Origin of the sequence: Paludibacter sp. (genome assembly GCF_009712605.1) — a bacterium.
GTDB lineage: Bacteria > Bacteroidota > Bacteroidia > Bacteroidales > Paludibacteraceae > Microbacter.
This window is the reverse complement of the sequence record NZ_WASO01000001.1, coordinates 658,723-670,659: the sequence shown is the minus strand read 5'-3', so window position 1 is coordinate 670,659 and position 11,937 is coordinate 658,723. Positions and strand designations below refer to the sequence as shown.

Annotated in this window: 10 protein-coding genes; 9 read left to right on the top strand and 1 reads right to left on the bottom strand. The window is 40.1% G+C overall.

The window, feature by feature from the left end; translation table 11 throughout:
- Positions 1 to 153: 153 nt before the first annotated feature.
- From ruvB to F8N35_RS02490, 7 genes are all read left to right on the top strand, one after another.
- The gene (ruvB, locus tag F8N35_RS02520; RefSeq protein WP_293049774.1) at positions 154 to 1,176 is read left to right on the top strand and encodes a Holliday junction branch migration DNA helicase RuvB; all 1,023 of its coding nucleotides are present in this window, start codon (positions 154 to 156) and stop codon (positions 1,174 to 1,176) included.
- Positions 1,177 to 1,213: 37 nt separating this feature from the next.
- Positions 1,214 to 2,707 (top strand): oligosaccharide flippase family protein, encoded by a 1,494-nt coding sequence (locus F8N35_RS02515; RefSeq protein ID WP_293049773.1) that lies wholly within the window; start codon positions 1,214 to 1,216, stop codon positions 2,705 to 2,707.
- Complete coding sequence (locus tag F8N35_RS02510; protein ID WP_293049772.1) at positions 2,704 to 3,822, top strand: glycosyltransferase family 1 protein; 1,119 nt, start codon at positions 2,704 to 2,706, stop codon at positions 3,820 to 3,822. Before F8N35_RS02515 ends, F8N35_RS02510 begins: the two co-directional genes overlap by 4 nt.
- Positions 3,823 to 3,870: 48 nt before the next feature.
- Positions 3,871 to 4,977, top strand: coding sequence for a UDP-galactopyranose mutase (gene glf / locus F8N35_RS02505; RefSeq protein ID WP_293049771.1), 1,107 nt, complete (start codon positions 3,871 to 3,873; stop codon positions 4,975 to 4,977).
- Positions 4,967 to 5,743: a DUF4422 domain-containing protein gene (locus tag F8N35_RS02500; RefSeq protein ID WP_293049770.1), complete on the top strand. Its 777-nt coding sequence runs from the start codon at positions 4,967 to 4,969 to the stop codon at positions 5,741 to 5,743. The genes glf and F8N35_RS02500 overlap by 11 nt, the downstream gene beginning before the upstream one ends.
- A gap of 50 nt (positions 5,744 to 5,793) precedes the next feature.
- Positions 5,794 to 6,657 (top strand): glycosyltransferase, encoded by an 864-nt coding sequence (locus tag F8N35_RS02495; RefSeq protein ID WP_293049769.1) that lies wholly within the window; start codon positions 5,794 to 5,796, stop codon positions 6,655 to 6,657.
- Positions 6,658 to 6,757: 100 nt separating this feature from the next.
- Positions 6,758 to 7,567: a DUF5672 family protein gene (locus tag F8N35_RS02490; protein WP_293049768.1), complete on the top strand. Its 810-nt coding sequence runs from the start codon at positions 6,758 to 6,760 to the stop codon at positions 7,565 to 7,567.
- 241 nt (positions 7,568 to 7,808) lie between these two features.
- On the opposite strand, the gene F8N35_RS02485 is transcribed toward F8N35_RS02490, so the two are convergent.
- Positions 7,809 to 8,981: a glycosyltransferase family 87 protein gene (locus tag F8N35_RS02485; protein WP_293049767.1), complete on the bottom strand. Its 1,173-nt coding sequence runs from the start codon at positions 8,979 to 8,981 to the stop codon at positions 7,809 to 7,811.
- A 235-nt stretch (positions 8,982 to 9,216) separates the two neighbouring features.
- Here F8N35_RS02485 and F8N35_RS02480 point away from each other — a divergent pair, with 235 nt between their 5' ends.
- Both F8N35_RS02480 and F8N35_RS02475 read left to right on the top strand, forming a co-directional pair.
- The gene (locus F8N35_RS02480; RefSeq protein ID WP_293049766.1) at positions 9,217 to 10,575 is read left to right on the top strand and encodes a pitrilysin family protein; all 1,359 of its coding nucleotides are present in this window, start codon (positions 9,217 to 9,219) and stop codon (positions 10,573 to 10,575) included.
- Between the two features lie 42 nt (positions 10,576 to 10,617).
- A complete protein-coding gene (locus tag F8N35_RS02475; RefSeq protein ID WP_293049765.1) occupies positions 10,618 to 11,922 on the top strand; it encodes a pitrilysin family protein in 1,305 nt (434 codons plus the stop codon).
- The last annotated feature ends 15 nt before the right edge of the window (positions 11,923 to 11,937 follow it).

Below are 11,937 nucleotides of genomic sequence, written 5' to 3'. Positions count from 1 at the left end.
TCAAACTTTGAACAGGTAAAGATACGTTTTTTTGCCGGTTTTTAGCTTCTGAACCGTCATCGATTACTTAAAACAGGTAGCTTCACCACCCGAAATTGCAACACATTAAATACAAATCGCTACCTTTGCACCACTTTATCCGATAGTTTAACAATGGAATCTTTCGACATTCGCGACCAACAACCACGCTCAGACACTGACAAAGAATACGAAAACGCTCTCCGTCCTCTTTCCTTCCTGGATTTCAGCGGACAAACGAAAGTCGTTGAGAACCTTTCCGTGTTTGTGAGTGCTGCCCGCATGCGGGGCGAATCGCTCGACCATGTTTTGCTCCACGGCCCTCCCGGCTTGGGAAAGACGACTCTTTCCAACATCATTGCCAACGAATTAGGTGTCGGATTCAAAATCACCTCCGGGCCTGTGCTCGACAAACCCGGCGATTTGGCCGGATTGTTGACATCGCTCGAACCGAACGATGTGCTTTTTATTGACGAAATTCACCGTTTGAGCCCGATTGTGGAAGAATATCTCTATTCGGCGATGGAGGATTACCGCATCGACATTATGATCGACAAGGGTCCGAGCGCACGTTCCATTCAATTAACACTCAATCCGTTCACGCTGGTAGGTGCCACCACCCGCAGCGGACTACTCACCAGTCCGTTACGCGCTCGTTTCGGAATCAATTGCCACCTTGAATACTATGACGAATCGATTTTAAGCGCCATTATTCAGCGTTCGGCTAAAATCCTGAACGTACCCTGCACCTACGAGGCTGCCGGAGAGATTGCATCGCGCAGTCGTGGAACACCGCGTATTGCAAACGCATTGCTACGCAGAGTCCGTGATTTTGCTCAGGTAAAAGGCAATGGCACTATCGATCACGAGATTGCCTGCTTCTCTCTTGAAGCCCTCAATATTGATAAATACGGTCTGGATGAAGTGGATAACAAGATATTATTGACGATAATCGATAAATTTCAGGGCGGCCCCGTGGGTTTATCCACTATTGCAACCGCATTGGGAGAAGACTCCGGCACACTGGAAGAGGTTTACGAACCATTCCTTATAAAAGAGGGATTCCTGAAACGCACACCACGTGGGCGGGAAGTAACCCCATTAGCGTATAAACATTTAGGAAGAAAAAGTCCTGACGAACAGGGATTTCTTTTTTAAGCATATCAATCAACCTCTATAGTTTCAAAGGGAAAGCATGGCGGGAAAACAAATGAAATCATTGGCGAAAGACACCGCCATTTACGGAGTCAGCAGTATTTTGGGAAAATTTCTGAACTGGTTACTGGTACCTCTTTACACATATGTATTAGCAAGCTCGGCCGATTACGGCGTGGTTACCAATTTATATTCGTGGACGGCTTTACTATTGGTTATCCTGACCTACGGCATGGAAACCGGATTCTTCCGTTATGTCAACAAAGAAGAAAACAACCCCGATCTGGTTTACAGTACTTCCATGATCTCGGTCGGCATCACTTCGCTCATATTTGCAGTTTGGTGCGTACTCTTTGCGCCGCAAATCGGGCACTGGCTCGACTATGACAATCACCCTGAATATATCTGGATGCTCGGATTATCCGTCGCGCTGGATGCTTTTGCCTCTATTCCCTTTGCATACCTGCGCTACCTGAAACGCCCATTAAAATTTGCAGCGTACAAACTGCTCTTCATTTGCCTGAATATTCCGTTTAACCTCTTTTTCCTGATAGTATGTCCATGGCTGATGAAACACGCACCGCATACGATTGACTGGTTTTACAACCCGAATTATGGCGTAGGCTATGTGTTTGTATCCAACATTCTTGCCACAGCCATACAAACAGCATTTTTGGCTCCTTACATTTTTGCTGTTAAGTTCAGGCTCGACACGGCTCTTCTTCGCAAGATCCTGAGATATTCGCTCCCATTGCTGGTACTGGGTGTTGCCGGGATTATGAACCAGACGCTGGATAAGATTCTGTTCCCTTTCCTTCTGCCCGGCGCGAAAGGCGCTTCCGAATTGGGAATATATGGCGCCACCTCAAAAATTGCACTGGTAATGCTCATGTTCACTCAGGCATTCAGATATGCTTACGAACCGTTTGTTTTTGCACAAAAGAAAGATGAGAACAGTCTGACAGCCTATTCCGATGCCATGAAATATTTCGTGATTTTTTCATGGCTCATCTTCCTTGGAATGACACTCTATATTGACGTTTTCAAGTTCATCATCAAACACACCTATTGGACTGGATTAAGTGTAGTGCCTTTGGTGTTGATCTCTTTCATTTTTCAGGGAATATTTTTCAACCTCTCCGTGTGGTACAAACTGACTGACAAAACAATGTACGGAGCGTGGTTTTCACTGATCGGTACTATTATCATAGTCGTTGACAATGTACTTCTTGTTCCCAGATACAGTTACATGGGTTCCGCATGGGCAGCTTTCGGGTGTTATTTTGTAGTAATGCTGGTTTCGTATTTTATCGGACAAAAATATTTTCCTATTAATTACCAGCTAAAGACTATCGGAAAATACTCCCTATTGGCACTCGCTCTGTTTTTTCTGGGCTGGTATATCGACCTGCATTACATTCTGCTCAACCTGTTGTTCCGAACCGTTTTGCTGGCAATATATGTCTGGTACATGACACGCCGCGATTTCCCGTTGAACCAGATACCCTACATCAATAAATTTTTGAAGAAATGATTATCGGATACGATGCCAAAAGAGCTTTTTGCAATCGTCGGGGATTAGGAAATTACAGCCGCGATGTCATCCGTTTAATGTCTCAGTATTACAGCGACAACCGGTATCTTTTATTCACGCCCCGCATCAGCGAAAGCCTTTTCCTGCCTGATACTTCGTCAACCCAAACCATACTTCCTCATCGTTTCCTGCACAAAAAATTCCCGGCACTTTGGAGAAGCTCAGGCATTTGCAAAGACATTAAGGAGCAACACCTTCACCTTTTTCATGGATTAAGCCAGGAATTACCTGTCGGCATAGAAAAAACAGGCACCAAATCGGTCGTCACCATGCACGACGCCATTTTTGTCCGTTATCCTGAATTATACGATCCCTTCTACAGAACAATTTTCACCCGTAAAAACCGTTATAGTTGTAAAGTGGCTGACCGGATTATTGCTATTAGCGAACAGACAAAAAGCGACATAATAGAATTCTTCGGGGCTGACGAATCCATAATTGACGTTGTGTATCAAGGATGTAACAATATCTTCAGGCAGCCCATATCAAACGATCAGATTGATGCCGTAAAACAAAAATACAATCTTCCGAATGACTTTATCGTCACGGTCGGAGCCATTGAGAAGAGAAAAAATCAGGGCATTATTATTGACGCATTGCACCAAGGGAGAATAGATATTCCCTTAGTGATTATCGGAGGAAAAACAAAATATGCAGACGAAATCGCTCAAAAAATCAATAAATATTCTCTTGAACAACAAATAGTTGTCCTAAACAACGTTTCTACCGAAGATTTACCAGCAATTTATCATGCAGCATTATGTATGATTTACCCGTCTTTATTTGAAGGATTCGGAATTCCGATTTTAGAAGCCCTCTGTTCACAAACACCGGTCATAACATCGGAAGGAAGCTGTTTCGCAGAAACAGGAGGAGACGCGGCACTATATATCAATCCGAACGATGCAGACGATGTTGCCGATAAGTTAAACAAAGTGCTCTCGAATGAGGAGCAACGCAACACCATGATTGCAAAAGGCTTGATACATGCCGACAAATTCACTGACGAAAAAGTGTCACAACAATTATATAAAACATACAACTCCCTGTTGTAATAAAAAACAGCTCGTATTATAAAGAAATTGCCCTAATTATTCGCTTTTATGTTTGATTATTTGATTGTTGGAGCCGGCCTTTTTGGAGCTGTTTTTGCACATGAGGCGAAAAAGAACGGAAAATCCTGTCTGGTCATTGACAAACGGGCTCACCCCGGTGGAAATATTTATTGCAGCCAAACAGACAACATCAATGTACATGAATATGGTGCCCATATTTTTCATACCAGCGACAAAACAATTTGGGAGTATGTTCAACAATTTGTACAATTCAATCATTATATAAACTCTCCCATAGCAAATTATAAGGGCGAGCTATATAATTTACCCTTCAACATGAACACTTTCTATCAGTTATGGAAAGTGCAAACACCCAAAGAAGCCCAACAAATCATAGCTAGCCAAATAGCCGACTTAAATATTCAGGAGCCGCAAAATCTGGAAGAACAAGCTTTGAAACTGATAGGAAAAGATATTTATGAAAAGCTAATTAAGGGATATACAGAAAAACAATGGGGAGTATCCTGTACTCAACTCCCCCCTTTTATTATTAGACGGCTTCCTGTTAGATTTACTTTTGATAACAATTACTTTAACGACCCTTATCAGGGCGTACCGATTGGCGGTTACAATAAAATTATAGAAGGACTGTTGGACGGTATAGAGACACGCCTGCATATCGATTTTTTTACCGATCGGAATCAACTAAGCAAGTTGGCTCATAAAATAGTTTATACTGGCTGTATCGATGAATATTTTGAATACCAATTGGGAGAATTGGAATATCGTTCCCTGAAATTTAAACACGAACATCTTGGTATGCAGAATTTTCAGGGAAATGCTGTCTTTAACTACACTGATAGAGAAACACCCTATACCAGAATCATTGAGCACAAGCACTTTGAATTTGGCACACAGAAAACAACCGTCATCACCAAAGAATATCCGGTGAAATGGCAAAGGGGAATGGAATGTTATTATCCGATAAACAACGAAAGAAACACTCAATTATATAATCAATATAAAGAACTGGCAAACGCTGAAAACAATGTGATTTTTGGTGGAAGACTTGGAGAATACAAATATTACGACATGCATCAGGTGATTGGTGCTGCATTAAAATCGGTGCAAAAAGAATTCAACCATGAAATTTAATACCATTTTATTCTCAGCATTCCACAAAGCCTATACACAACCTAAAGCCGAATGGATACAGCCCATTCAGGTTGGAAAAGCTATATCTGATGCTGATTTAGGATACCCGGGCGACGATACGGGAGATAACATTTCAGCTCTTAATCCAATGTTTTGCGAGCTAACAATGTCTTACTGGATCTGGAAAAATGCTGACCGATCAGCCTGTAACTATTGGGGACTCATGCACTACAGGCGTTATCTGACGCCCCCGACTCTGAATGATTATATCAGAATACGGAAATCACAATCCATCCAGTCTGATGAATTAGAAAATTATCTTGGCGAAAAGACTAAAACAAGAATAGACAAAGACCTGCAACAATACGATGTCATCATGCCCTACAGACGAAGGCTGATAGGGCATGACCAAAACATGACAATGGAAGAACAGTTCAGCATACTGCATATTACCGAACATTGGGTAGCTACTCTGCAGGTGATTCGCGAAAGATTTCCGGATTACGAACAAAGTTTTCATATTTTCCAAAAAGATAAAAGAATGTATTATGCCAATATGATGATCACTTCCTGGGCGATTTGGGATAATTACCTTAGCTGGTTGTTTGAAATTCTTTTTGAAGTAAACACGCGAATAATCATTCCGGAAGATAGCTACCAAAAAAGAGTCTTTGGTTTTCTGAGTGAAAGGTTATTAAATCTTTACGTATATCACAATCATCTGAAAATCAAACGATACATCACACTGAACATTGAAAGTTATTGAAAAAGAAAAAATAGCTAGGATATCTGCTAATAATCATATCTAAGGGCATAATGATTCAAAAAGACGATTTATTCGGAATAGTTGTATGGTATAACCCCTGCGAAGTTAATTTATCGGCCACTGACAGCTATATAAACGGAGTCAACAAACTGATTATCGTAGATAATTCTGATGGTGACAATTCTCATTTAATTGAACAAAAGGGATGGAAAAATACGATCTACCTTCCCAATCGTCAAAATAAAGGAATTGCAACGGCGTTAAACCAGGGATGCAGGCTTGCTCTTGAACAGGGGGCTCAATGGGTTCTAACCATGGATCAAGATAGCTTTTTTGATGATGACGGAGTAAAATCTCTAATTAAGAACGCTAACCATTACTGTAATTTTAATGACACAGCCATTTTTTCTCCCCGGCATAACATCGAAGATGAGATAAAGAAAAAAAAAGTAAAACCAGAATATACAATAGAGAATGATGTTATGACTTCTGGCAACCTACTCTCTTTAGTTGCATTTCAAGCTATCGGTAATTTTTTGGATGATTTTTTTATTGATTTGGTTGATCTTGAATATTGCATTCGAATTAATAAGAAAGGATTTCTAATTGTCATGATTAACGATGTAACATTACATCATTTTTTGGGAGGAGGAACGTATCAAACTACATTTCTGGGATTCAAAAAATCGTTTTATAACCATTCTCCTCTAAGAAAATATTATATTGCCCGCAACTCTCTTTACGTGGCCAGTCTGCATAAAGAGCAAAGTAAGAAATACAAAAAATATCTTTTCAAACAAATCAAAAAGGTAGTTCTTTACGACAACTGTAATAAATGGATCAAATTGCGTTATATGATAAAAGGAATTTTTGACTACAAAAATGGGATTAAAGGCCCTTACACGGCAAACTGATAAAACTCGTTTCATCATAAATATTGCAACTAAGTTCTTTTATAAGGCTTTTCAGACTGTGGACAATTCCATATTGCTTAATGAAAGAAAAATATAATTCATGAAAGAAAAAGTAGCCATCGTAATACCTATATATAAGCCATCGCTTACTTCTTTTGAGCAGGTGGCTCTCGACAAGTGCGTGAAAGTACTGGGACACTATCCAATTTATTTTGTTGCTCCTAAATCGTTGCCCCTTGACGAGATTGTTAATATAAAAACTGGATCAAATATCATCCGGTTCCCCGACTATTTCTTCAAAGGAATCGCCGGCTATAACAGACTAATGATGAGTAGCTGTTTTTACGAAGCATTCACCCGATACGAACACATTCTAATCTATCAGTTAGACGCTTACATCTTCGAGGATGAACTTTTAAGCTGGTGCGACCGGGACTATGATTATGTGGGTGCTCCCTGGATTCCTTCGCAAAAATATGAGCAAGCTTCCTTTCAACTCGGGCTGCGTGTTATGAATTTTTTAGGAGATATGGTTAGAATTAAAACGGGAGCTCATAACTATTACAAGGTCGGCAATGGAGGATTCTCCTTGCGCAAAGTAGATACATTTCTGAAAATAACGCAGTTAGAAGAAGATCATATCAATTATTACTTATCGAAGAAGGGACCCCGATTCCATGAAGATATCTTTTGGGGGGTTGATATGTCAAAACGACATAAAAATTTCAAGGTTCCCAAATGGGAAGAAGCTTTGGGTTTTTCCTTTGATGTTAGACCTCAGCTGGCATATAAATATGCCAACCACAAGCTTCCCTTTGGATGCCATGGATGGCATAAACAGTCTCATTATTTGTTTTGGAAAAAACACATTCTCGATTATCCAAAATTTAGAATTCAGACAATCAAATAACGCTTAAATGGGTATTCAATAATACTAGTTCCATTTTTTATTTAATTGGCACCCTATATATTGTTAATTAATCGTTATAATTATATTTTGATGGCATCTATCGTGTTCAAAATCTTTTTCGCTCTTTTGTCATCTCAATTGAGTAAAAAGAATCTACTTAACCAGTCATCTACATAAAGCCATGCACCTATATTCATGTGCATAATAATGCTTGAATGTTATCCATTTTTGAAACTATCGGTTAAACGTAATCCGGTTTCCTAATGCTTACCATCTCCCAAATGATCCGCAACCATAGCAACGTACATGGCAAAGCCTGAAGGGCATTCGGTAGTATATATTGTTTATAAATAGGTCGTGGGAACAAATCGGATGGCCCGAAGCTGGCCAGCAACATCACAAAGATTAACAATCCCCAATCCCAGTACGAGAACGGGCGTTGCTGAATTACAAACCAAATAGCAGCTCCCACTATGGCAATTATATAAGTATTCGGCTCACTTCCTGTACTAAACAGTACAACAAACAATAATACAGAAGCCAACATTCGCAATTGATACCCTTCATTTTTATAAGCTTTGAAATTAAGGAAAGAGAGGGCGACAAGTAAAATTCCCGGCAAAATAACAAGCAGGCTTGACCACTCAAAATGTCCTGTTGTTTTTTTAATCATCCCGATAAGAGACACATTTTGCATTAATGCTGTATTGTTATCCCCATTTTTCATAATAAGCCCATGCAACCATTCTTTATGTTGGCTCACTACAAAATCTGCAGAAGAGAGCAGCATTGGCAAGGTAAAAAAGACAACACTCCACAGCAAACTCCACAACACAAGCTTTGTTTTATGTTTCGAAAAGAAGAAAAAAGCGAATCCAACGATTCCATAGAGCTTCACGAAGGTGCCCAGCATTATCATAAATGCCGCCCAACCGTCCTTCTCCTTTTTAATCATCGTATATGAGAGAACGATTAACGCTGCTGTTGCTGTATTAAACTGCACATTTGTTTGGGCGATTATTAACGAATTGGTAACCAGCCAGCAAACTACCCCTACTTGCCATTTTTTCAACGGAAGTTCTTTTAAAGCAACAAACAACAGCAAACAAAGACAGAGCAGCCACAAGGTACTTCCCAGAATATCGGGCAACAAAGCGAAAGGTGCCATAATGATGCTGAAAATCGGACCATAATGATTCAAATCGCCATAAGCTTCAGGTCTGGGTTGGTATAAAGGATATTGCTCTACAAGATTCAAAAATGCATATTTGTATATCTTGTAATTACCATGTATACCATGCGTTAGTTGCTTGATAACAATAACCCCTACTGAGAGAATTGACCAAACGGCCAAAATAAAGCGATAGTCTGAAAAGACAGGTTTCTTAAAGAAACGGACAACTCCTTGCAACATAAAAACAATTTATTTCTTAGGCTTGCAAAGATACATCTTTTCGTTCAAGCATTCCTATTTTTAGTACTCTCGCATTCATCCGGATGAACGCCCTTCTACCATTACATTCTAAAACATTTTTTTATTTAATACACAAAAGAAGAAAAATACAAAACTAATAACTATTTTTGTACCGTTTGTTTGGCTACACAAAGCCAATTTGTCTACTAAAATCATTACTTATTAATTACACCTTATGATTAAAAAGATGCTTTTTTGCATGAGCATGTTTGCTGTGCTCCTGCCTGGGGTTGCTCAAAAACCTGCCAATTTTTTCAACACAAAATTAGCTAACGGACTGGAAGTATTGGTTGTTGAAGACAAAAGCGTTCCTCTTGCCACGGTTGAAATTACGACCAAGAATGGATCTTACACAGAATCTCCTGAGTTCAATGGTCTGAGTCACCTGTATGAACATATGTTTTTCAAAGCGAATAAAGATTATCCAAGTCAGGAAGTCTACATGGCAAAAACACGTGAACTTGGAATCATATTCAATGGAACAACCTCGGAAGAGAAAGTTAATTATTTTTTCACCTTACCCAAGAATAATTGGTTAGCTGGCCTTAAATTCATGAATTCGGCTATCCGGTATCCATTGTTTCTGCCGGAAGAAATGAAAAAAGAAAATGTGGTGGTAGACGGTGAATTCCAGAGAAATGAATCCAACCCCTATTTTCCCTTGTTTATGGCAATGAACAAGGCTATGTGGGGCGATCTTTTCAGTCGCAAAAATGTGATTGGAGACCACACGATCATCAATACGGCCACTCCTGAGAAAATGCAGGCAATCAAAGACAAATATTACTGGCCAAATAATTCGATGCTTATCATATCCGGAGATGTGAACCACACGGAGGTTTTTGCCAAAGTGAAAGAAATTTTCAGTTCATGGAAAGCCTCCGGCTTTGACCCATTCAAAAAGTGGCCAATTCCTGAATTCAAACCGCTGACAAAGAATGATTATTTTGTTGTTGAGTCTAAAAACGCAAGAGTGCCCATGTTTATGCTTGGCTGGCATGGCCCCGACACCCGCAATGATCGTCCGGCTACCTATGCGGCTGATGTGTTTTCTTTTATCCTGTCTCAAAACTCGAATAAGTTCCAAAAAGAACTTGTAGACAAAGGCATTGCATTACAAGCGCAGGTCAATTACCAGACTTTGAGTCACGTAGGCCCAATCAGGGTAATAGTTGTACCTAACCCGGGCAATGTCGCTGCATGTGCTCAGGCGCTGAAAGACCAAATTGCCCAGTGGGATTCTTCCGATTATATCACTGACGAACAACTGGCAAATGCAAAACGTCAGCTTGAGATTCAGAACCTTCAGGAATTTGACGTAACCTCATCCTTGTCGCACAATCTGGCTTACAATTGGTGTACCGCCGATCTTGACTATTTCTACAACTATGTTGCTAATGTAAAGAAGGTTACCAAAGCAGATCTCCAGAACTACGTTCGCAAGTACATTAAAGGCAAGAATTATTGCGCCGGATTATTAATCAATCCAGCACAAAAAGATCAGTTAAAGCCAGAAACCTTCTGGAAAGAATAACTGAACAACTAAAACAATTATCAACCACTAAATATTAAACAAATGAAATTCAAGATATTTGGAACTTTGATGATATTATTGGCCTGCAACTTTTACATACAGGCTCAGGATGGTGTCACAGAAATCAACATAAACGGGTTAAAGGTGATTTTCAAGCCTTCAACCAAACAAACAGTCAGTGCTTACCTGTTTTTCAGAGGCGGGACTGCCAATTATTCCGCACAGGAACAAGGCATCGAATCGCTTACCTTAAGCGCTGCTACAGAATGCGGAACAGAGAAATATCCGAAAGATGCGTTCAAAGATATGGCCGACAAATATGGGATTGAGCTGGGAAGTAACTCAGCATACGATTTTGGTTATATCAGCATGAACTGTGTGAAGCCTTACTTTAACGAAGGATGGGATTTGTTCACCGAAGCCGTAAAACATCCGGTATTCGACACTAAAGAGTTGGCGCTACTTCAACAAAAAATGGTTGCAAACCTTAAATCCATGGAAAGCAATCCGGACAATGCACTCACTAAACTCACCATGCTTGATGCGTTTAAGAACACACGCTATGCCATTCGTCCCGAAGGATCTGTAGAAACCGTTAGCGCTTTCAAACAGGAGGAAATCAAAAAATATTACGCTAAACTATTGAACTCAAATCGTTTATTATTGGTTATCGTAGGAAATATGACTGCACAGGAAGTAAAACAAAAGGCAGAAGCTGCATTTTCGCAATTACCTTCTGCTCCGGTTGCCAATGTCAACGCACCTGTTGCTACTCAAATTTATTCGAATTCACTAAACGTTGAAAGCCGCAAAATTGCGACCAATTACATGGCAGGAATCATAGGTGCACCTTCCATTACCGATCCCGATTTCAACGCTTACAGATTAGCTTTCAACATTCTGTATGACAAGCTTTTTGAAGAAATAAGAACCAAAAGGAATCTCTCTTATGCACCGTCAGCTTCATTATCTAGCGGCTTGATTCCATACGCACGCATATACGTCACAACCACCAAACCCAAAGAGGCAGTTGTGGCCATGACCGATGAAATTAAACGGTTGCGTAACGGAGGCTTTACCGCAACTGATCTCAGGGATGCAAAGAGCCAATTATCCACCTCTTATTTCATGAGAAATGAGTCTACTTCAGCCAACGCTATGGCATTGGGTGTCGCAGAAATAAAGGGCAGTTGGAAAAATGAAATATCCCTGTTGGACAAAATCAATGCTGTAACGCTTCCTCAGATGCAGGCTGTATTCAGCAAATATGCGGATGGCATCAAATGGAGCTATCTGGGTGATGAGGCATTAGCCGACAAAGAGGCTTTTGGTAAAACCGTAAAATAACTTTACCGGTATTAA

Bases quoted from the DNA above. Each gene is read 5' to 3' on its own strand.
- ruvB (WP_293049774.1), top strand. From the start codon at position 154: ATGGAATCTTTCGACATTCGCGACCAACAACCACGCTCAGACACTGAC.
- F8N35_RS02495 (WP_293049769.1), top strand. From the start codon at position 5,794: ATGATTCAAAAAGACGATTTATTCGGAATAGTTGTATGGTATAACCCC.
- F8N35_RS02515 (WP_293049773.1), top strand. From the start codon at position 1,214: ATGGCGGGAAAACAAATGAAATCATTGGCGAAAGACACCGCCATTTAC.
- F8N35_RS02510 (WP_293049772.1), top strand. From the start codon at position 2,704: ATGATTATCGGATACGATGCCAAAAGAGCTTTTTGCAATCGTCGGGGA.
- F8N35_RS02500 (WP_293049770.1), top strand. From the start codon at position 4,967: ATGAAATTTAATACCATTTTATTCTCAGCATTCCACAAAGCCTATACA.
- glf (WP_293049771.1), top strand. From the start codon at position 3,871: ATGTTTGATTATTTGATTGTTGGAGCCGGCCTTTTTGGAGCTGTTTTT.
- F8N35_RS02480 (WP_293049766.1), top strand. From the start codon at position 9,217: ATGATTAAAAAGATGCTTTTTTGCATGAGCATGTTTGCTGTGCTCCTG.
- F8N35_RS02490 (WP_293049768.1), top strand. From the start codon at position 6,758: ATGAAAGAAAAAGTAGCCATCGTAATACCTATATATAAGCCATCGCTT.
- F8N35_RS02485 (WP_293049767.1), bottom strand. From the start codon at position 8,981: ATGTTGCAAGGAGTTGTCCGTTTCTTTAAGAAACCTGTCTTTTCAGAC.
- F8N35_RS02475 (WP_293049765.1), top strand. From the start codon at position 10,618: ATGAAATTCAAGATATTTGGAACTTTGATGATATTATTGGCCTGCAAC.